The organism is Novosphingobium sp. HR1a (genome assembly GCF_015594425.1).
GTDB classification, from domain to species: Bacteria; Pseudomonadota; Alphaproteobacteria; order Sphingomonadales; family Sphingomonadaceae; genus Novosphingobium; species Novosphingobium resinovorum_A.
On record NZ_JABXWS010000008.1, the window covers coordinates 1 to 20,168 of the forward strand.

General features: G+C 68.0%; 19 protein-coding genes and 1 tRNA gene. 9 read left to right on the plus strand and 11 right to left on the minus strand.

Translation table 11 applies throughout. The annotated features are described in order from the left end of the window. Positions 1-299 precede the first annotated feature (299 nt). Together argS and HWN72_RS01900 are read left to right on the plus strand one after the other, a co-directional pair. Positions 300-2,048, plus strand: a complete 1,749-nt coding sequence (argS, locus tag HWN72_RS01895; protein ID WP_069708960.1) for an arginine--tRNA ligase — start codon at positions 300-302, stop codon at positions 2,046-2,048. A 3-nt stretch (positions 2,049-2,051) separates the two neighbouring features. Then, positions 2,052-2,843, plus strand: a complete 792-nt coding sequence (locus HWN72_RS01900; protein ID WP_211149655.1) for an SPOR domain-containing protein — start codon at positions 2,052-2,054, stop codon at positions 2,841-2,843. Positions 2,844-2,970: 127 nt separating this feature from the next. On the opposite strand, the gene HWN72_RS01905 is transcribed toward HWN72_RS01900, so the two are convergent. The 3 genes from HWN72_RS01905 to hemC all read right to left on the minus strand — a co-directional run bounded on the left by HWN72_RS01905 (position 2,971) and on the right by hemC (position 5,660). Next, a complete protein-coding gene (locus HWN72_RS01905) occupies positions 2,971-3,873 on the minus strand; it encodes a hypothetical protein (protein WP_008830275.1) in 903 nt (300 codons plus the stop codon). Next, a complete protein-coding gene (locus HWN72_RS01910) occupies positions 3,873-4,583 on the minus strand; it encodes a uroporphyrinogen-III synthase (protein WP_211149656.1) in 711 nt (236 codons plus the stop codon). The genes HWN72_RS01905 and HWN72_RS01910 overlap by 1 nt, the downstream gene beginning before the upstream one ends. A gap of 126 nt (positions 4,584-4,709) precedes the next feature. Then, positions 4,710-5,660: a hydroxymethylbilane synthase gene (gene hemC, locus HWN72_RS01915; protein ID WP_211149657.1), complete on the minus strand. Its 951-nt coding sequence runs from the start codon at positions 5,658-5,660 to the stop codon at positions 4,710-4,712. Between the two features lie 44 nt (positions 5,661-5,704). On the opposite strand from hemC, the gene tsaD reads away from it, so the two are divergent. The 5 genes from tsaD (at position 5,705) to HWN72_RS01940 (ending at position 10,802) form a co-directional block, all read left to right on the plus strand. Beyond that, on the plus strand, positions 5,705-6,739 hold the full coding sequence (gene tsaD / locus HWN72_RS01920; RefSeq protein ID WP_211149658.1) for a tRNA (adenosine(37)-N6)-threonylcarbamoyltransferase complex transferase subunit TsaD: 1,035 nt from the start codon (positions 5,705-5,707) through the stop codon (positions 6,737-6,739). Next, positions 6,736-7,734, plus strand: coding sequence for an NAD(P)H-dependent glycerol-3-phosphate dehydrogenase (locus HWN72_RS01925; RefSeq protein ID WP_211149659.1), 999 nt, complete (start codon positions 6,736-6,738; stop codon positions 7,732-7,734). The genes tsaD and HWN72_RS01925 overlap by 4 nt, the downstream gene beginning before the upstream one ends. Then, positions 7,731-9,284: a lipopolysaccharide biosynthesis protein gene (locus tag HWN72_RS01930; protein ID WP_211149660.1), complete on the plus strand. Its 1,554-nt coding sequence runs from the start codon at positions 7,731-7,733 to the stop codon at positions 9,282-9,284. Before HWN72_RS01925 ends, HWN72_RS01930 begins: the two co-directional genes overlap by 4 nt. A 31-nt stretch (positions 9,285-9,315) precedes the next feature. Further along, positions 9,316-10,038, plus strand: a complete 723-nt coding sequence (locus HWN72_RS01935; protein WP_211149661.1) for an OmpA family protein — start codon at positions 9,316-9,318, stop codon at positions 10,036-10,038. 140 nt (positions 10,039-10,178) lie between these two features. Beyond that, positions 10,179-10,802 (plus strand): hypothetical protein, encoded by a 624-nt coding sequence (locus tag HWN72_RS01940; protein WP_051586858.1) that lies wholly within the window; start codon positions 10,179-10,181, stop codon positions 10,800-10,802. A 92-nt stretch (positions 10,803-10,894) separates the two neighbouring features. On the opposite strand, the gene HWN72_RS01945 is transcribed toward HWN72_RS01940, so the two are convergent. The 6 genes from HWN72_RS01945 to HWN72_RS01970 all read right to left on the minus strand — a co-directional run bounded on the left by HWN72_RS01945 (position 10,895) and on the right by HWN72_RS01970 (position 16,177). After that, entirely contained in the window at positions 10,895-11,770 is an 876-nt protein-coding gene (locus tag HWN72_RS01945; protein ID WP_289357524.1) for a helix-turn-helix transcriptional regulator, read from the minus strand. A 531-nt stretch (positions 11,771-12,301) separates the two neighbouring features. Next, positions 12,302-13,372, minus strand: a complete 1,071-nt coding sequence (gene rutA / locus HWN72_RS01950; protein WP_036526022.1) for a pyrimidine utilization protein A — start codon at positions 13,370-13,372, stop codon at positions 12,302-12,304. Between the two features lie 3 nt (positions 13,373-13,375). After that, complete coding sequence (gene rutD, locus HWN72_RS01955) at positions 13,376-14,158, minus strand: pyrimidine utilization protein D (RefSeq protein ID WP_211149662.1); 783 nt, start codon at positions 14,156-14,158, stop codon at positions 13,376-13,378. A gap of 231 nt (positions 14,159-14,389) precedes the next feature. Then, positions 14,390-14,773, minus strand: coding sequence for a pyrimidine utilization protein C (gene rutC / locus HWN72_RS01960; RefSeq protein ID WP_008827797.1), 384 nt, complete (start codon positions 14,771-14,773; stop codon positions 14,390-14,392). A 2-nt stretch (positions 14,774-14,775) separates the two neighbouring features. Beyond that, complete coding sequence (rutB, locus tag HWN72_RS01965) at positions 14,776-15,504, minus strand: pyrimidine utilization protein B (protein WP_211149676.1); 729 nt, start codon at positions 15,502-15,504, stop codon at positions 14,776-14,778. A 208-nt stretch (positions 15,505-15,712) separates the two neighbouring features. Beyond that, entirely contained in the window at positions 15,713-16,177 is a 465-nt protein-coding gene (locus HWN72_RS01970; RefSeq protein ID WP_211149663.1) for a PilZ domain-containing protein, read from the minus strand. Between the two features lie 333 nt (positions 16,178-16,510). Between HWN72_RS01970 and HWN72_RS01975 the strand changes: the two genes are divergently transcribed. After that, positions 16,511-18,604, plus strand: coding sequence for a bifunctional (p)ppGpp synthetase/guanosine-3',5'-bis(diphosphate) 3'-pyrophosphohydrolase (locus HWN72_RS01975; protein ID WP_036526026.1), 2,094 nt, complete (start codon positions 16,511-16,513; stop codon positions 18,602-18,604). Between the two features lie 71 nt (positions 18,605-18,675). Here the strand turns inward: HWN72_RS01975 and HWN72_RS01980 are convergent, their stop codons facing one another. Both HWN72_RS01980 and HWN72_RS01985 read right to left on the minus strand, forming a co-directional pair. Continuing rightward, entirely contained in the window at positions 18,676-19,002 is a 327-nt protein-coding gene (locus tag HWN72_RS01980; RefSeq protein WP_211149664.1) for a DUF1905 domain-containing protein, read from the minus strand. Beyond that, complete coding sequence (locus tag HWN72_RS01985) at positions 18,999-19,979, minus strand: peptidylprolyl isomerase (RefSeq protein WP_211149665.1); 981 nt, start codon at positions 19,977-19,979, stop codon at positions 18,999-19,001. Before HWN72_RS01985 ends, HWN72_RS01980 begins: the two co-directional genes overlap by 4 nt. Positions 19,980-20,057: 78 nt before the next feature. On the opposite strand from HWN72_RS01985, the gene HWN72_RS01990 reads away from it, so the two are divergent. Next, positions 20,058-20,148 (plus strand) — tRNA-Ser (locus HWN72_RS01990). Positions 20,149-20,168: the final 20 nt, after the last annotated feature.

Sequence of the window (20,168 nt, forward strand, 5' to 3'; positions counted from 1 at the left end):
ACACAAGATGTGCAACGGGGCGCTTACGGCTCGCCCGCTTTCCTACAGACCGCCCGCTCCGATAGATTACTCCCATGCCCCGCCCGAACCTCCACGGCCGCACAGGGTTACACCGCAAGGTGACACATCCCCCTCACAAGGTGACACATTCCCCGCAAAATGTGTCACCTTACCCCCGCAAGGTGACACTTTCCGGCCCAAGGTGACACCTTTCCCCTCTGGACCGTGTCACGGTGTAAACCTGTCACCTTGCAGCGCCCTGTTTCCCTTCTTCCATACTTGGGCTATCCGCGCGCGTCATGAGCACTACGCAGACCCTTTACGCCGCCTTCGCAGGCCACCTTTCCGCCGCGCTCGATGCGCTGGAAGCAGCGGGCACGCTGCCGGGCGGCCTCAAGCGAGGCGCGATCACGGTCGAGCCGCCGCGCGATCCCTCGCACGGCGACCTCTCGACCAACGCCGCGATGGTGCTGGCCAAGCCCGCCGGCCTGAAGCCCCGCGATCTGGCCGAGGCGCTGGTAACGGAACTGTCGAAGCTCGCTTCGGTGACGTCTGCCGAGATCGCAGGGCCGGGCTTCATCAACCTGCGCCTCTCCTCCGCCACGTGGCTGGCCGAACTGCGCGCGATCGCCGATCTCGGCGCGGATTACGGCCGCTCGACGATGGGCGGCGGGACGACGGTGAACGTCGAATATGTCTCGGCCAACCCGACCGGTCCGATGCACATGGGCCACTGCCGCGGCGCGGTCGTCGGCGATGCGCTGGCGACGCTGCTGGAGTTCGCGGGCCACAAGGTCACCAAGGAATACTACGTCAACGATGCCGGCGGGCAGGTGCAGGTGCTCGCCCGCTCGGCGCACGTGCGCTACCGCGAGGCGCTCGGGCACGACGTCGGCGCGATCCCCGAGGGGCTCTATCCGGGCGAATACCTGGTGCCGGTAGGCCAGCAGCTCGCCGCCGAGTTCGGCGAGACGTACGCTGCCGCACCCGAGTCGGAATGGCTGGCGCTGTTCCAGAAGAAGGCCGTCGCCGCGATGCTGGTGATGATCAAGGACGACCTCGCGCTCCTCGGCATCCACCACGACCTGTTCTCGTCGGAGGCGGAACTGCAGGCCAGCGGCAAGCCCGACGAGGCCGAAGCCTGGCTGCGCGCCAAGGGCCTCGTCTACGACGGCGTGCTCGAAGCGCCCAAGGGCAAGACGCTGGAGGACTGGGAAGCGGTCGAACTGCCGCTGTTCAAGTCCACCGCGTTCGGCGACGATCAGGACCGCCCTATCAAGAAGTCGGACGGCACCTGGACCTATTTCGGCGCCGACCTTGCCTACCACTTCCAGAAGGCCCAGAGCGCCGACGCCCTCGTCGATATCTGGGGTGCGGACCACGCGGGCACCGTCAAGCGCATCAAGGCTGCCGTGGCCGCCATGACCGGCGCCGATGGCGAACCCACGCCGTTCGAGATCAAGCTGGTGCAGATGGTCCAGCTGCTGCGTGACGGCGAGCCGGTGAAGATGTCCAAGCGTTCGGGCAACTTCGTCACGCTGGCCGAAGTCGTGACCGAAGTGGGCAAGGACGTGGTGCGCTTCACCATGCTGACCCGCAAGCCCGAGGCGCAGATGGACTTCGACTTCGCCAAGGTCGTCGAAGCCAGCAAGGACAACCCGGTGTTCTACGTCCAGTACGCTAATGCCCGCGTCCACTCGACGCTGCGCAAGGGGCTGGCCGAGGGCGGCTTCACCCCCTCGGGCGAACACGTCGAACTGCTGGGCGAAGAGGAGCTGGAACTGGTCAAGCTGGCCGCGCAGTTCCCCCGCATCGTCGAGGCGGCGGCGGCAGCGCGCGAACCGCACCGCATCGCCTTCTACCTCGGTGACGTCGCGGCGGCGTTCCATGGCTACTGGAACCTCGGCAACGACAGGGTGGAAAAGCGGTTTGTTAACGCGCAGGATGCAAAGCTGACGGGTGCGCGGCTTTTCCTGGCGGCGCAGATCGGGCAACTTGTCCGCAACGGCCTGGCTCTGCTCGGGGTCGAGGCGGTGGAGGAAATGTGATCCATGGCAGGCGCTGACGACGGCTATTTCCCGAAACCAGAGAAGAAGAACCCGGTGTTCGGTTCGGGCAAACAGGGCAGCCCCTACTTCGAGGAGGACGGCGATGCCTCCGCCTCGGCCGCGTTCGGCGCCACCGCGCAGCAGTTGCAGCTGGAGGAGGACGTGCGCCTCCCCTGGCTGGAAGGCGACGACGAGGGTTATGAGGAAGAGCGCTCCGGCATCGGGCAGGGTGTGCTGCTGGGCGCGCTCGGCCTCGTCGCGCTGGTGGTCATCGGCGGCGGCGTGATCTGGGCGATCAAGAGCCGTCCCGAGCAGCCGCTGGTTGCAGACGGCGGCGTGATCGCCGCGCCCAAGGCCCCCTACAAGGTCAAGCCCGACAACCCCGGCGGCGAAGTCGTCGAGGGCACCGGCGACACCAGCTTCGCGGTGGCCGAGGGTCAGTCACGCCCGGTCCAGATCGACAAGAGCGACGATACGCCCGCGCCGGGCTTCCGCACGACTGCCGAGCCTGCCGAACCCAAGCCGACCGACAAGGCTTCCGTGGCCGCTCCGGTGGTCAGCGGTGTCGGTGTGCAGGTCGGCGCCTATGCCTCTAAGGAGGCGGCGGAGGCCGGATGGAACACGCTCAAGACGCAGTACGAACCGCTCGGCAGCATGAGTCACCGCGTGGTTCAGGGCAAGGCGGACATCGGCACCGTCTACCGCCTACAGGCCGTCCCCGGCGACGGCGCGGCGGCGCGGGCCTTGTGCTCGGGTATGAAGGCCGCAGGGATGAGCTGTCAGGTCAAGAACTGACATACCCGTCGTCCCGGCGCAGGCCGGGACCGCTGGCCGGGACCAACCCACCTTGCGGCGCGCGCAGCGAGTTCGCGCCTAAAGACCGCCACCGGTCCCGGATCAAGTCCGGGACGACGGATGGTTTTTACGCCCCCTCCGAAGCCTCCGGCGCCGGTTCCTCAGCCGGCGCGGTCGGCGCGAGCGGGCTGGGCTGGTCGACCGAATGCCCGGTCGAATCCTGCAGCCGGTTGGGCTCCAGCATCGCCGTCGTCTCCAGCAGGTCGAGCGCCTTCTGCGCGGCTTCGTAGCGGCGCGCATCGGCGATCCAGTTATCGGCCGCTTCGGCGCCGGGAAGCCGCTCGACCTCGCCGATGGCCGAATCGATGCGCTTGGCGGTGAGCATCAGGCGGGCGCGTTCGATGCGGGCGGTCGGGTTCGCCAGCGCGGCCGAATCGCGGCGTACCACGAAGAGCGAGGTGATCTCCTGCCGCGTCCGCTCCCACAGGCTGCGGTTGGCGGTGCTGACCGTCAGTTCCGGCGACAGCGCTTCCAGCCGGGCGCTCAGCGCGTCGATGGTGACCGGGTTGGCGGCGAAGTCCACCAGCGTCTGCACCGCGCGCGGCTGGGCGTTCATGAAGCGCAGGCGCAGCTGGTCCGCAAGATAGCCGAGCGGCTCGCCGCGATCGACCATGCGGCGGGCGGCGAAGGCGATCAGCAGGCCCTCGGCGCGCCCGGCGTTGCCGGCGGCGGCGCTGGTCTGAAGGTCGATGCGCGACATGCGATCCTCGATCATCGCAAGGCGCCCCTCGACGGTGGCGATCTGCGACATCTGGGCGGCGGGCGGCGCAGGCCTGGGGCCGGGTTCGGGTGCCGCCGTCAGCGTCGCGGTGTTCGCGGCGTCGAGCAGGGTCGGCAGGTAGCCGCGCGTCGCCAGCCAGGCGACGAGCCCGGCGCCGATCACGAAGGCGATGAGCGCGACGAACAGCGTCATGCCCGCCGAGCGGCGCTGCGGAGGAACGCCGGGAGGGGCGGAAGGGATGTCCTGCATCAAGTCCTTGTCGTCGCGGTTGCTGTCCGTGGGCCGGTGTCTTGGCACATCTGCTGCGCCAAGGCCAGCAATGCGGCGTCGTCAGGCCGGGCGGCGCTGCGCACTTGCGCCCAGCCTTCCCCGGCGCGCGCGGCGACCCTCGGGCCGATCGCGGCGAGGCGGATGCGCGAGCGCGGGATAGCGGCCTCGTCGCAGACCTGTGCGAAGCGCGCGGCCGCCTCGCCCGAGTGGAACAGGGCGAGCACGGGGTCGGCCAATGCCTCGATCAGCGCGGGCGGGGTGGGCAGGGCCTCGCTGGCGTAGACCTCGCGCGTGAAGATCGTGACGTCCTCGGGCACGTCGAGCGTGGTGCGCTCCCGCCCGGCGAGGCGCAGCAGGCGGTGGTGTCCGGGCTGGAGCACGCCGAGCAGGTTCTGCAGTCCGCCATGGCCGGTGGCGGCGACCTCCATTCCGGCTTCACGCGCGGCCTGTGCGGTGGTTTCGCCGACGCAGTAGGCGGGCAGGCCGCGATAGGCCGCAATCTGAGGTCCACCATGGCGCAGGGCATTGGCGCTGCCGAGCAGGAGCGCGTCGACGGCGTCACGTGGGGCGGGCTCCCATACGAGGGGGCGCACTGCGAACAGCGGGAAGGCCAGTGCCTCCAGCCCGCGTTCACGCGCTGCTGCCAGCGTGGCCAAGGCACCGGGCTCGGGGCGGAGGATCAGGATCATCGCCTTCGTCGTCCCGGACTTGATCCGGGACCGCTGGCAGTCTTTAGCCGCGAACTCGCCGCGCGCGCTGCAAGGTGGGCGGGTCCCGGCCACCGGTCCCGGATCAAGTCCGGGACGACGAAAGGCTCACGCTCCGGCAAAATGCACCGTGATGGCGGGAACCGCGCGGGCGAGCAGGTCGGCGGCGAGGCGCCCCGGACCTTCCGCGTCGTCGGCGGGAAAGCGGGCCTCACCCGTAACGTGCTCGGCGCCATCGGGGCTGTAGAGCGCAGCGCGCATGACGAGGTGCGCGTCCTCATTGCGGGTCAGCACCGCGATCGGGCTGTGGCAGTTGCCGCCGAGGCCCGCCAGCAGCGCCCGTTCGGCGAGCACTTGCGCGCGGCTGGGCGCGTCGTCCACGGCAGCGAGGAAGGCGCGGGTGCGTTCGTCGTCGGCGCGGCACTCGATCATGATCGCGGCCTGCGCCGGGGCGGGCAGCCAGTCCTCGGCGTCGAGGGGGTGGCCGGTGCCGGTCTCGCCCAGCCGCACGAGGCCCGCCCGCGCCAGGAACGTCGCGTCGGCCTCCCCCGCCGCCAGCTTGGCGAGGCGGGTGGCGACGTTGCCGCGGAAGGTCACCACCTTGCAGTCGGGCCGGGCGTGGAGCAGCTGCGCGGCGCGGCGCGGGGCGCTGGTGCCGACGACGGCGCCCGGCGGCAAAGCGGCGATGCTTTCCGCGCCGACCAGCACGTCGCGCACGTCCTCACGCGGGAGGATGGCGCCGATCGTGAAAGCCTGGGGGCGGATCGTCTCGACGTCCTTGGCCGAGTGGACCGCGAAGTCGATCTCGCCGCTCGCCAGCCAGGCGTCGAGTTCCTTGGTCCACAGCGCCTTGCCGCCGATTTCGGCGAGTGCACGGTCCTGGATGCGATCGCCGCTGGCGGTGACGGCCACGATCTCTATATGCGCCGGATCGATTCCGTGCGCCTGGGCGAGCCGGTCTCGCGCCTCATGGGCCTGCGCCATCGCCAGCGGCGAACGGCGTGTGCCCAATTTGTAACGCTCAGGGCGGAAGGTCTGGTCTTGTTTATCGTTGGTCATCGGCGGCTTGTGCTACCGGGCATTGTCGTTCAGGGGAAGGCCGGATGAGCATAGTTCTCGGCATTGAATCCTCGTGCGACGAGACGGCGGCGGCGCTGGTCACCGACGGCAGGGTGATCCTCGCCCAGCGCATCGCCTCGCAGGACGAAGAGCACCGCCCCTTCGGCGGCGTCGTGCCCGAGATCGCCGCGCGCGCCCATGCCGAGCGGCTTGCCCCGCTGATCGAGGCGACGCTGGCCGATGCCGGGATGACGCTCGATCAGGTGGACGCGATCGCCGCGACCGCCGGGCCTGGGCTGATCGGCGGGGTCATGGTCGGCCTCGTCACCGCCAAGGCGCTGGCGATGGCCGCCGACAAGCCGCTGATCGCGGTCAACCATCTCGAAGGGCACGCCCTGTCGCCCCGCCTCGCCGATGCCAGCCTGGAATATCCCTATCTGCTGCTGCTGGTCTCGGGCGGGCACTGCCAGATTCTGCTGGTCGAGGACGTGGGCCGGTTCCGCCGCCTTGGCACAACCATCGACGACGCGCTGGGCGAGGCTTTCGACAAGTCCGCCAAGGTCCTCGGCCTCGGCTATCCCGGCGGCCCGGCGCTGGAGCGGCTGGCGCTTCAGGGCGATGCGAAGAAAGTGCCGCTGCCGCGCCCGCTCAAGGGTTCGGCCGAGCCGCACTTCTCCTTCGCCGGGCTCAAGAGCGCGGTGCTGCGGGCGAAGCAGTCGGGCGAGTACACCGATGCCGACATCGCCGCCTCGTTCCAGCAGGCCGCGATCGACTGCCTGATCGACCGTACCCGCCGGGCGCTCGCCAAGTGCGGGCCGGTGAACGCGCTCGTCGTCGCGGGCGGCGTCGCGGCGAACAAAGCGATCCGCGGCGCGCTGGAAGCGCTGGCGGCAAGCCATTCGCTGCCTTTCATCGCACCGCCGCTTAGCCTGTGTACGGACAATGCGGCGATGATCGCCTGGGCCGGTGTGGAGCGGTTCGAACGCGGGCAGTCCGACCCGCTCGACGTGGCGGCGCGCCCGCGCTGGCCGCTCGATCCGGAGGCCGAGGCGGTACGCGGTGCGGGAGTGAAGGCATGAGCGCGAAGATCGGTGTTATCGGCGCAGGCGCATGGGGCACGGCGCTGGCGCAGGCATTCGCCAGCGACGGCAGCGACGTCCTGCTCTGGGCGCGCGAGACCGAATTGGTCGAGGAGATCAACCGCGACCGCCGCAACGGCCTCTACCTGCCGAGCGCCGCGCTGGCGTCCACCATCCGCGCCACCAGCGACCTGGGCGAATTCGCCGCACTTCCGGCGCTGCTGGTGGTCGTGCCCGCGCAGTTCCTCGCCTCCGTGATCGCGGGCCTGCCTGCAGGCGACCGGGATCTCGTGCTCTGCGCCAAGGGTATCGAGGCCGGAACCGGCCGCCTGATGGCCGACGTCGCCGCGAGCGCCTGCGCGCCCGAGCGACTGGCGGTGCTCTCCGGCCCGACCTTCGCGCATGAAGTCGCCGCCGGGCTGCCGACCGCCGTGACGCTCGCCTGCGGTGGCGGGCGTGCGCAGTGGGACCGGCTGGCGCCGCTGCTCGCCCGCCCGGCGCTGCGGCCTTATTATTCCGATGACGTCGTCGGCGCCGAGATCGGCGGTGCGGTCAAGAACGTGCTCGCCATCGCCTGCGGTGTGGTCGAGGGTTTGAACCTCGGCCAGAACGCCCGCGCGGCGCTGATCGCGCGCGGCTATGCCGAAATGCTGCGCTTCGGGCTGGCCAGGGGCGCCCGCGCGGAGACGCTGTCGGGCCTGTGCGGTCTTGGCGATCTGGTGCTGACCTGCTCCTCCACCTCCAGCCGTAACTTCTCGCTCGGCCTCGCGCTGGGCAAGGGGCTGACCGCCGCCGAGGCGCTGTCGGGCAAGAACAGCGTGGCTGAAGGCGCGGCGACCGCTCCGGTGCTCGCCGACCTTGCCCGCCGCGACGGCATCCAGATGCCCATCGTCGAGGCGGTCGAACGGCTGCTGAAGGGCGAGGCTCCGGCGAGCGCGGTCGTGAGCGATCTCCTGTCGCGCCCGCTGCGCGACGAGCAGGAGCCTGCTTCTTGAGTACGCCCTACGGCGATCCCGCCCACGCACCGCAAGGCGACAAGGAGCGCGACGACATCGCCGCTCTCGCCAAGGGCGGGCGCACCAACCTGTTCGGATTCTTCCTGCGGCTCGCCGCGCGCATCCCGTTCCTGTTCATCGCCGGGCGCGCCGCGTCCTACGGACCGGCCGCGCTGGGCCGCTTCGCCTCGGCGCTGGTGCTGATCGAACTGACCTCGATGCTCTGCACGATGGGCGAGAAGCGCGGGCTGGCGCAGCGGCTGTCGGAGACCGAGGGGCAGGTGCGGCCCGCCAACGTGATCGCCGACGGCTCGATCCTCGCGATCATCGCCAGTTGCACCGCCGCCCTGCTGTTCTGGTTCGTGCCGGGCGTGCTGTTCCCGGGTGGCCATTACACGCAGATCGACCGCTTGATGGTGATCGCGCTGCCGCCTTTCACGATGACCGAGATCTGGCTGGCCGCGCTCGCCTATCGTCTGCGGGTGACGCCGACGGTATGGTCGCGTGCGATCGTGGAGCCTTGGACGATCTCGATCATGGCGGGCGCGATGATCTGGCTGGCGCCCGAGAGCGGGCTGTCCATCGCCTATATCGCCTCGATCTATGCCGCCGCGATCACCGCGTTCATCCCGTTCTTCCGCGAATACGGCCTGCCGCGCGGGTGGAAGCCCCGGCCCGGCGCGATGCGCAAGCTGGCCTTGCGCTCGCTGCCGATCGCACTGGCCGACGCCATCGAGTGGGGCACCCGGCGCGTCGACATCTTCCTGCTCGGCTTCCTTGCCCCGGCCTCGGCGGTCGGCGTCTATTACGCCGCGCAGCAGGTCGCGAGCCTGCCGCAGAAGCTCAAGACCAGCTTCGAGCCGGTGCTCGGCCCGGTGATCACGCGCAACCTGAAGGAAAAGGACTATGCCGCCATCGCCCGGCAGGTCTGTCAGGTGGGCTTCTGGATCACCGCCTCGCAAGCCGGGATCGCACTGGCGCTGGGCATTCCCGGCAACGGCGTGATGGGCCTCGTCGGACGCGAGTTCGTCGGCGGCACCGGGGCGCTGGCCTTCCTGCTCGCCGCCGAAGTGGTTGCCGCGACCGCCGTAGTGAGCGAGGCGGCGCTGATCTACGTCGCGCGGCTGCGCAACTTGTGGGTCTCGATCGGGACCATCGCGCTGCAGGCGGCGCTGACGCTCTTCGGCATCCTGCTGATGCAGCGGCTCGGCTTCAATCCGCTGTTCCAGGCCGCCGCTGCCGCCTGCGCGCTGATGCTGGCGCTGGGGCTGTCCTCGATCGTCAAGTCGGTGATGCTGGCGCGCATCCTCAAGGAGCCGATCAACAACTGGCGCTGGGCGCTGGTCTGGGCGGCTTTGCCGGCCGTCGTCATGGGTTTCCTCGCGGTGCGCTTCCTGCCCGAGTGGGCGGCGCTGGCCTTCGGGATCCCGGCGATCCTGGGTTCCTACTTCCTCGTCATCTGGAAGAAGGCGTTCGGGCCTGAGGACCGGCGGCTGTTCCAGAAGGCGAAGAAGGTCGAAACTCCGCTTGGCGAGCAACTGCCCGGCTGACAGCCCGGCTTCGGTTCTCTAGGTTGCCTCCATGAATCCCCGCCGCGCATCGCTGATCGTCGCCGGAGCCGCGCTGTGCCTGGTCATGTCCTTCGCCGTCACCCGGGCGCGGGGGCTTGCGTTCATCGGCGACCTCGACCGGCAGGCTTCGGCCGCGCGCGATGCTGTGGGCGGGAAGGGCGTGACGCTGAATTTCCGCGACCGCTACGGCTGGCTGACCCGCCACCCGGTGCTCTCCGGCGGCAGGGACCTTTCGCCAGAGACGCGCAAGGCTGTCGCCGCCGCCATCGCCGCGGTGCCGGGGATCGCCGGGGTGAGCTGGGCGCGGGACGGCGACGACCGCAGCGTCTCGGCCCATTGCCAGGACGACGTCGAGCGCATCCTCGAAACCCGCACCATCCGTTTCGGCGAGGCCAGCACGCGCCTCGAACCGTCGAGCGAGCGGCTGCTGGGCGAAGTGGCGCGCTCGCTGCGGCCTTGCGTGGGCAGCATCATCGCGGTGACCGGGCATACCGACGCCTCGGGCAACCAGAAGGTCAATGTCGCGCTCTCGCAGGCGCGGGCGGAGGCGGTGCGTTCGGCGCTGATCGCGCGCGGCATCCCGGCGACGAACCTGCGTGCGGCAGGCCTCGGCTCGGCGCGGCCAGTGGAAGGGCTGGACCCGCTCGACCCGGCCAATCGGCGCATCGAGTTCTCGGTGCTCTACACCGCGCCGGTCAAGCCGACGCCGATCGATACGCCGGGGCCTGAATGATGGACTTGAGGGACTAGGAAAGGACGCTGCCTTGCCGCTATGGCTGGAAATGGCCGTCTCGGTGCTGCTGTCCTACGGGATTGGTTTCGGCATCGGCGCCGCAATATGGAATCGCAGGAAGGTGAACTGACGTGCTGGAAATGGTTCAGGCGAACTGGCTGGTCTTCATCGTCGCGCTGCTCGTGGGCATCGTGGTGGCCTACTGGGTCTTCATCCACGGCTCGAAGCCGGCGCGGCGCGAGCATCGCCCCGACGTGCTCGACGAGGGCGCGGCGCCCGCGCAGCGCAACCAGGCGCTGATAGACGACGCGCCGCCCGCCTCGCAGTACCACATCGACCCGCCCGCGATGGCCGGGACGATGGCGGGCATCGGCGAGGTCATCGCCGTTGCCGCGCAGGAAGAGGCCGACGAGGCGCGCCACAACGATGCGGCGCACGAGCCCCCGCAGACCATCGCCGCCGAGCCCGACCCGACGCCCGCTCCTCCGGCCCCGCCGGTCGTGGAGACGGCCGAGGGTGAAGTCGCGGCGGACGACCTGCGCAAGATCAAGGGTCTCGGCCCCAAGATGCTGACATTGCTCCATGCGCTGGGCGTAACGAGCTACGCCCAGATCGCGGCATGGAGCGATGCCGACCTCGACGACCTCGACACCAAGCTCGGGGCCTTCGCGGGCCGCCCGCGCCGCGACAGCTGGGTGGAGCAGGCGCGGTTGTTGTCGAGCGGCGATACCGGCGCTTACGAGGCACAGTTCGGGAAGCTGTAAAACCTCGTCATTGCGAGCGCAGCGAAGCAATCCAGGACGGCTCAAGACTGCCCTGGATTGCTTCGCTGCGCTCGCAATGACGGAACGGGGGACTAACGACTCCCCATCTCGATCACCGCGCGGGCGATCGAGACGAGTTCGGCCTCGCGGTTGACGCCGGCTTTCTGGAAGATCGTGCGCAGCTGGCTCGACACCGTCTGTACGCTGACGCTGCGCATCCGGGCGATCTCCTGCCGCGAATGACCCTGCGCCAGCAGGGCGACGATCTCGCCCTCGGCCCGCGTCAGATCGAGCGCGGCGGAGAGGCGGGTGCCCTGATCGCTGGTGAGGCCCAGCGGGGCCTTGAGCGTGACGATCACACTGGGCGCGAAGCCGAAGTTCCAGTCCTGCCGGGGCAGGGCGCAGATCTCGACCAGCAGCGGGCCGTGCACCGACTGCATCCACAGTTCGGACGGCATCGCCTGACGGCTGGCGAGGGCGACGCCGATCCGCATCTGCAGCAGCCGGTCGAGATCCGGGCGCACGGCCCGCAAGGCCCCCGCGCGCACTTGCAGGGTATCGGGCGACAGCAGCCGCTCGGCCGCCTGCGTCACCGCGCGAACCCGACCCGTCGCATCCAGCAGGACCGCCGCCGTGCGCATCGCGTCGAGCGAGCCGCGCAACATGTCCGCGCCCTGATGCTCGATGGCGGCCTGCAGGCGGATCGCGGCCATGACATGGGGCGCGGCGTCGTGAAGCGCCTGACGCTGAACCTCGGTCGTGCGTCCGTCGCTGGCCGAATGGAGCGCGGCGAGCCCGAAGAAGGCGCCGGGGTCGTCCGCCAGCACCAGTTGCGCGCCATGTTCGGCATCCCAGCGCTGGACGTGTTGGTTGTAGGCTTCGTTGGGGGCGGCGGCGCGAATTGCGTCGTAGTGATGCTCCCACACGACTTCGCCCGGCCCCCGGCCCGCGGCGACGCGGTAGTTCACGTCGGGCCGATGCCCGCCGATCGCGAGGAAATCGTCGATATAGCCTTCGGAGATGTCGGTGACCCAGTTGAAGAGCGTGTGGCTTTCACCGATGGCGATAAGCTGCGCCCGCGCCGAACCCGTCGCGCTGGCCAGAGCCTTCAGTGCGCCGTCCCAACCGGCCTCTTCGAATGGAGCGCGCGCGAAGAGCGCCCCCAGTTCCTCGATTCGTATGGTCCTGCCCCCCGACTGCGACCGGGAAACAATGTGAACTGCGCGTCAACTTTACGCAAGCCTATGTAAAACGGGGCGGATCGAGGCGGGCATACCACGATCATGGTATGCGCCGAATCACCATTTCGGGCATCTGCGTAGATGCGACCCGAAGGATCGGTAATTCCAATGCGATCCTTTACCAAACTACCCGGGGCCTGCTTGCAGGCCCCGGGCTTTCTTTGTGGGGGTGGCGGCACTTTGACGTGATTCGCGGGAACCCGGAAACCCACCTTGCGATATGGCGTGTCAGGTGGCCGTCAAACGGATTTTCGCGCTTCAGCCGGATATGTGCGCGCGGCTCTTCATCAGCGGCTGGATGCGGGTGCCGAAGTTTTCGACCCCTTCCACGAAGTCGTCGAAGGTCAGCAGGACGCCGCCGGTTCCGGGCACTTGCGCCATCTCATCCAGCATTCGCGCCACCGTCTCGTAGCTGCCGACGAGAGTGCCCATGTTGATGTTCACCGCCCCTTCCGGCGCCGCCAGCTGGCGTACGTTGGTGTCGGTGTTGACGGTGTCCTTGGCGCCCTGGTCTGCCAGCCACGAAATCGCGTCGATGTCGACGCCTTCGTTGTAGAGCTGCCACTTCGCCTGCGCTTCCTCGTCGGTCTCGGCGGCGATGACCATGACGAGGACGAAGACCTGCACGTCGCGCCCGGTTTCGGCGGTGAACTTCGCAAGGCGCTCGTTGTTGAAGGCGAAGGCGGTCGGCGTGTTCACGCCCTTGCCGAGACAGAAGGCATAGTCCGCCCACTTGGCCGAGAAGGCCAGCCCCGCGTCCGAGGAGCCCGCGCAGATGATCTTCATGTCACCCTGCGGGGTCGGCCGCACTAGGCAGTCGTCCATCGTGTAGTGCTCGCCCTTGAAGTCGGAGCGGCCGGTCTCCCACAACTCGCGCAGGATGCGGGCGTATTCGTCCAGCACCTGATAGCGGTTGCGGAAGTGCTCCTCGCCCGGCCAAAGGCCCATCTGGGTGTACTCGGGCGGCTGCCAGCCGGTGATCAGGTTGAGGCCGAAGCGGCCGTGGCTGATCGAATCGATGGTGTTGCACATCCGCGCCGCGAAGGCGGGCGGGATGATCAGCGTCGGGCAGGTGGCGTAGATCTTGATCTTCTCGGTCACGGCGGCGAGGCCGGACATCAGGGTGAAGCTCTCCAGCCCGTATTCCCAGAACTCCGATTTGCCGCCGAAGCCGCGCAGCTTGATCATCGAGAGCAGGAAGTCGAGCCCGTGCTTCTCGGCCCGGATCGCGATCTCCTTATTGAGATCGAAGCTGGGCATGTACTGCGGCGAAGTCGTGCTGATCAGCCAGCCGTTGTTGTTGATGGGCACGAAGACGCCGACTTGCATGGACTAGCTCTCCAGAAACTTGACGACGAGGCGGTTGAAGCCCGCGGGATCGGTGACGTTGCAGGCATGGCCGCCCCATCCAAAGGTGGCGACGTCGGCCGCGGGGATCGGTCCGGCAAGGTCCAGTGAGGCCGCGCAAGGCACGAGGAAATCGTCGCGCGTGGCGATGACGAGGGTTTCGCCCAGCCTGGCCAGCCGCTCGGCCGCAGGGGCATAGGCGGCGACGGCGGCGATGCGCTTTTCCATCGTCTCCGCGCCGGGGAAGCCCGTGATGTGGTGCGCAAGGTCAGCCTCGAGCAGCGCGTCGTTGGCGGCGATCCAGTCGGGCGGGTAGAGGAACAGCGGCTGCGCGCGCAGGAACGGCTCGTTCCCCGCATGACGCAGCAGGGCGAGGCGGGCCTCGAAGCAGCGGCGGGTGTGCGGGGAGAGGGTGCGCCAGCCGTTGATCACCACCAGCTTGTCGATCCGGCCGGAGGCGAGGGCGGTCTCGATCCCGATCATCCCGCCCAGCGCGTGGCCGACGAAGTGTGCTCGAGTGATGCCGAGCGCATCCATCAGCGCGATGACATCCTGCGCCATGTCCTCGATCGAGGTCGATTCCGGCGGCGCGCGATCGCTGCGGCCGGTGCCGCGCTGGTCGTAGGTCAGGACGCGGTGGTTCGCGGAGAGTGCGGCGAGGTTGGGCTGCCAGTAGGCGCCGCTGCCGCCGAGCCCGCTCGACAGGATCAGCGTGGGCGCGCCTTCGGGGCCGTGGAACTCGTAGTGGAGGCCGGCAGCAGTGCTCATGCGCTATGGGGCTTCGATGCTTCGACAGGCTCAGCACTCAGCCTGAGCGGGGTTGGGGGCGATGCCATTAACCCGAAACACTCCCTCGTCATTGCGAGCGTAGCGAAGCAATCCAGGGCAGTCTTGCGCCGCTCTGGATTGCTTCGCTACGCTCGCAATGACGCTTCAAGGTACAGTCGTCAGGCTGTGGTAGCCTGCGCTGTTCCCGCTCACCCTGAGCTTGTCGAAGGGTCATGCCAGATGCGCCACCGACGCGATCTCGACCAGGCAGTCGGGCTTCACGAGGTCGGTCTTGATGCAATAGCGCGCGGGTTTGTCGCCGGGAAAGTACTCGGCATAGACGGCGTTGAACGCGGCGTAGTCGGCCATGTCCTTGAGGAAGATGTGGTTCATGGCGACGTCGGCCATGGTGCCGCCCGCGGCCTCGACGGTGATCCGGATCGCCTCCAGCACGTGGCGGGTCTGCGCCGCCGCATCGCCGACATGCAGGACAGTGCCGCCTTCGCCCAGCGCCAGCATCCCCGAGACGTAGAGCACGTTACCCGCTTTCGCCCCGGCCGAATAGGGCGCGATCGGGGTGGGGAACTCGGACGGGTTCACGGCTTCGAAGGGCATCGTCACTCCTTTGGTGGAAGCTGGCTCACGGCAGTGCGGAAATCGGCGACCGTGCTGACCCAGCCGAAGAACTTCTCGACGTTGTAGATGGTGGCCTCCTTGATGAAATCGGGGCCGAGGTGATGCGTCGCATCCTCCAGCAGCACGCCGAAATATTCGAGGTGGAAGCCGTCGCGCAGGGTCGATTCGACGCAGACGTTCGTGGCGATGCCGGTGAATACCAGCGTGCGGATGCCGCGCGCGCGCAGGACGGAATCGAGCTGCGAGTTGAAGAAGGCCGAATAGCGCGGCTTGTGGACGCGAAGGTCGCCTTCCTTCGGTGTCAGCGCATCGACCAGTTCGTAGTCCCAGCCGCCGCGCGCGAGGAACTTGCCCGAGAGTTCGGGGCGCCCCCGCATGGTCTTGAGCGCATTGGACTTGTGGAAGTTGGGCGAGAGCGGCGTGCCTGCCTCGACGTAGTCGGCGTCCCAGCCGTTCTGCAGGAACACCACTGTCATCCCGGCCGCGCGGGCGGTGCCCAGCACATCGGCGATGTGGCCGATGGTCGCGGCGGCAGGCCCGACGTCGAAGCCCGCCTCGTCCACGTAGCCGCCTTTGGAGGCATAGGCGTTCTGCATGTCCACCACGATCACGGCGGTGGTCGCCGGATCGAGCCGGATGGCCTCGGGCCGCGCAGGAAGCACTGCGGAGGAGTGGGAACCGGGGGACGGGTCGACGATGATCTCGCTCACCCCGATACTATCGAGCACAGGTCCGGGGTGGTCAAGGTGGCTGTTTGGGATCGTGATTTCGGATCGCTCGCCCTGTTCGATCGAAACAATTTCGTCATTCCCGCGAAGGCGGGAACCCATCTGATGACGGTTCCGGCTGCACGGGCATCAGATGGGTCCCCGCCTGCGCGGGGATGACTGGGGAGAGCGGGCAATGTTCAGGCGGCCCTCACACGGCCGAGGGGCGCGGCTCCTGCGGCCTGACGCCCAGCAGGCGCTCCAGCGCCGCTGCGAAGCCGGCGTTGCGCTGGCGGTTGGACGACTGGATGCGATCGAGGTCGAGCCCACTGCCGCCGGTCAGCAGCACGCCGAACTCGCCCTTGCCGACCCAGCGCACTTGCGCCTGCAGGTCAGCCTGTCCGGGCAGCGAGACGCGCAGCATCTCGCCGGTGCTCGGCTGCAAGGTGCGCGAAGCGATGCACATGCCGCCGGGCGAAACGTTGCGCACGATGACGTCCTCGCCCGCGCGCCCCTCGCCGCCGATGACGGCCTTGATCAGCGTCCGCACACGCGGCGCGCGCTGCTGTTGCGCGCCCTGGCCGGCGGCAGCTTCCGACGAGACGGAAGCACGCCGCGCCAGCGCTTTTAGCCACTCGGGTCGCTCGCTGCTCGCGAAATCATCGATGTCCGCCATGGGATCGGCTACCTCTTCGCATTCGTGTCCCCGGTGCATGGTCCGGCCCGATGCAAAATCAGGCGCGGTCGAACCGGCGGCGCTGCGGTGGGGGGTGAGAACGATGCGCCAGCCGGTTCGCGTTTATTGTGCAGCCGCACAGTTCCTGGATGGTTAACAAATCCCTTACGTAAGTTGCCCTGTGAAAACGATTGAATTGGCGGTAGGGATGCTTTGGGTGCCGTTATGGTGCCTCCGGGTGCCGGTCTGTTCCGGGTTCTTCCGTTGCAAAATCTGCATTTTGGTCGCCGCCCTCTTGTCGCGGTGCAGTAAAACCTGACATGACAAGCCGACATGCTCCGCCAGTACGAACTCGTCGAACGCGTCAAGGAATACGCCCCGGAGGCCGATGAGGCCCTCCTGAACCGTGCCTACGTCTATACCGTGCAGAAGCACGGCACCCAGAAACGCGCCAGTGGCGACCCTTATTTCAGCCATCCGGTCGAAGTGGCGGGCCTGATGACCGAGCTGAAGCTCGATCAGCAGACCATCATCACCGCGTTGCTCCACGACACGGTCGAGGACACCCTCGCCACGATCGAGGAGATCGACAAGCTGTTCGGCCCCGACGTCGCGCGGCTCGTCGACGGCGTCACCAAGCTCTCCAAGATCGAGGTGATGACCGAGAGCGAGCGCGCGGCGGAAAACCTGCGCAAATTCCTGCTCGCGATGAGCGAGGACTTGCGCGTTCTCCTCGTCAAGCTGGCGGATCGCCTGCACAACATGCGCACCCTCCATTACATCAAGAAGGAGGACAAGCGCCGCCGCATCGCCCGCGAGACCATGGATATCTACGCCCCGCTCGCCGAGCGCGTGGGCATGTACGAATACATGCGTGAGATGCAATTGCTCGCCTTCGAACAGCTGGAACCCGAAGGCTACGCCACGATCACCGGCCGCCTTGCGCAGATCCGCAGCGAAGAGGGCGGGCAGGTCGACGAACTGGCGCTGTCGATCAAGCAGGTGCTGGCCGAGGCGGGCCTCAACGTCGAGGTTTCCGGCCGCGAGAAGCACCCCTATTCGATCTGGCGCAAGATGGCCGAGCGCCATGTCAACTTCGAGCAGATCACCGACATCATGGCCTTCCGCGTCCTGACGGACAGCGTGGACGACTGTTACCGCGCGCTCGGCGTGCTGCATCAAGCGTGGCAGATGATCCCGGGGCGCTTCAAGGACTACATCTCGACGCCCAAGTCGAACGGCTACCAGTCGCTGCACACGGCGCTGATCTTCCAGCGCTCGATGCGTATCGAGGTGCAGATCCGCACGCGCGAGATGCACCGGCTCAACGAATTCGGCCTCGCCGCGCATTGGGCCTACAAGCAGGGCGGCGCGCGGCCCGACGGGCAGGTCGGCTGGCTGCGCGACCTGATTGAGATCGTCGACGCCAGCCACGACGCCGAGGAACTGCTCGAGAACACCAAGATGGCGATCTATCAGGATCGCATCTTCGCCTTCACCCCCAAGGGCGCGCTGTTCCAGCTGCCCAAGGGTTCGACGGCGGTGGACTTCGCGTATGCGGTGCATACCAATCTCGGCAATGCGGCTGTCGGCGTGAAGATCAACAACCGGCACGTGCCGATGCGCACGCAGCTGGCGAACGGCGACGTGGTGGAGATCATCAAGAGCACCACTTCGGAGCCGCAGCTCTCGTGGCTGGGCTTCGTCGTCACCGGCAAGGCCCGCGCCGCCATCCGCCGCGCGGTCCGCGCCAAGGAACGCGCCGAAGTCGCCGAGATCGGCGGCAAGCTCTACGACGAGATCGCCGGCCGCCTGCCGCAGCGCCTCGGCAAGAAGGCGCTTGCCCACGCGGTCGAGCGCCTGGACCTCCGCGACGAGGAAGACCTGATGTTCGCGATCGGCTCGGGCCGCCTGTCGGACCGTCAGGTCATGGAGGCATTGGTCCCCGGCAGCACGGCGGAACTGCCCGAGGACCCCGAATGGACCCGCACCGAACGCGCGATCTCGATCCGTGGTCTCACGGCGGGGGTCGGCTTCGAGCTGGCGGAATGCTGCCACCCGGTCCCCGGCGACCGCATCGTCGGCCTGCGTCGCCCGGATCACAAGGTGGAAGTCCACGCGATCGACTGCATGACGCTGGCGAGCGGCGTCGATGCCGACTGGCTCGACCTGTCATGGGGCGAGCGGACCACCGGCGCCGTCGGGCGCCTGCAGCTGATCCTCTACAACCGCCCGGGTACGCTCGCCGAAGTCACGCAGATCCTTGCCAGCAACCGCGCCAATGTCACCAACCTGCAGATGACCCAGCGCGACGAGCCCTTCGGCACTTACGAGGTGGACCTCGAGGTTTCCGACCTCGCGCACCTCACCCGCATCGTCGGCGCCCTGCGCGCCAGCGAAGCGGTGGCCGACGCTGAACGCATCTGACCAAATTCCTCCCCAAGCTTGCTCGGGGAGGGGGACCGCCCGCGTAGCGGGTGGTGGAGGGGGCTACTCCCTCAGAACGTCAACGAAACCTCGACCTCGTCGCCTTCGCCGATCCCCTCGGTCTTGCGCACGGCGGCCTTGACCGGCAGCAGCCAGCCGCCATCGGACTTGCTCGGGAACACCGATGTCGCGAAGTCGGTCCCGCCGATCCGTGCATTGACCTTGAGCGAGCCGAACCCGCGCGCGGTGCCTTCCAGCTTGCGCATGATCGCGGTGCCGGACAGCGCCTCGCCCGCCGCGCCGTCGATGGTGAGGAAGTGCCAGGTGCCGTTGTTCGCGCCTCCGGTCCAGCGCCACAGACGGCCGGTGTGCTGCAGGTGCTCGCCGTGTGCGCTCATGGCTTCGCCGCATCTTGCTTCACGGGCCGGATCGGCACGGGTGCATTGCAGATGTCCACTCCGCCTGCGGGCTGGATGTAGAAGCTGTCCTTCCGGTTCGCGCGCTTGTCGACGTAGGCGGCGAAGCTGGCGCTTTCGGTGGAGAGGTATTCGTAGGCAGGCAGGTCCGCCACGTCGCTGCCCATCCGCACGGAGACGATCGGCGTGCGCTCTTCAGGCGTTTCATAGAAGCCCAGCGCACCCGTCCCGCGCGGTAGCGACGACAGGTGCTCCATCCCTGCGATAATCCGCCCGACGAGCGCGATGTTGCGGTCCAGCTGGCGCGGCGCTTGTCCGATCACGGTGTAGAGTTCGGCGCCGGTGCCGGTATCGGGTGAGAGATTGCGGCCAACGCCGACCATGCCGTAGCAGTGGACGGGCCAGCCTGTGCGGCCATCGGCCGCGATGGGCCAGCCATGATCGAACAGCGTCAGGCCGTTGCGCAGATAGGAATCCGGATTGGTTGGGATCGTCGCAGGTTGTCCGGGCTCTTGCGCGCTGCGCTGCATGAAGCTCGATCGCAACCTTTCGTCGAGCGGCGTTATGTAGCCCTTCTCGGTTGGCTTCGCCAATCCCGCAGGCAAAGCCTTTGCCTTGCCCGGCGTCTCGCCATCGGGATCGCCCCACTGCACGACATAGTTGTCCTGCACTCGCACGACTGCGACCCCGTCGAACCAGTGCGCGGCCACCAGCTTGCGGATGTTTCCGACCCACCCTTGCGAGAAGGGGGCGGGCATCAGTTGGATCACCACGCGGCGTGGCTTGCCCTTGGCGCCGGGCGTCAGGTCCATGACCAGCAGGTCGCCGGGCGCGATGCGCTGCCAGTCGGAAGCGGGAGCGGCATCGACGACGTCATTGGGCGTGACCGGCTTGTCCCCGGCCGCCAGCGAAGGCGTGGCGAGGGCGGCAAGTGCGACGGCGGAAAAGAAAGTGCGCATGAAGGCTTCATGCCATCACCACACCGCTTGCGAAACCCCGCGCGACTCGCTAGTGGCCGCCTCCTTACCAGTGCATGCGGAGCGGTGGCCGAGTGGTCGAAGGCGCTCGCCTGGAAAGTGAGTATACGCCAAAAGCGTATCGAGGGTTCGAATCCCTCCCGCTCCGCCAAGCACCTTATTCCTCCCGTT